The sequence below is a fragment of the Janibacter sp. CoH_79_TC_3 genome (genome assembly GCF_058197955.1).
In genome coordinates, this window is the sequence record NZ_JBXWIV010000073.1 from 1 (window position 1) to 290 (window position 290).

Here is a 290-nt window from a genome sequence, read left to right on the forward strand (position 1 = left end):
CGCCGGCTTCAATTTCCGCATCAAGAAAAGGGTAAAGACGCCATATTCCATCTGGCACAAGATGGAGACCAAGCACGTCCCGTTCGAACAGGTCTATGACCTCTATGCGGTCAGAATCATTTTCACGCCCGACACTGCCTCCACGGAGTCTGAACGAGACCAATGCTACCACATATTCTCCATAATCACAGGCATTTACAGGTACAAGCCCGACAGGGTCAGGGACTGGGTCAAGCATCCCAAGAGCAACGGTTACGAAGCCCTCCACTGCACTCTCATGAGCATAAGGG

Annotated in this window: 1 protein-coding gene; it reads left to right on the plus strand. The window is 52.1% G+C overall.

Going from position 1 to position 290, the window contains the following annotated elements; all coding sequences use genetic code 11:
* Positions 1–19 precede the first annotated feature (19 nt).
* Positions 20–290 (plus strand): RelA/SpoT-related domain-containing protein (locus AC2FA3_RS15120; protein WP_490510302.1); only part of this gene is annotated, 271 nt, incomplete at its 3' end.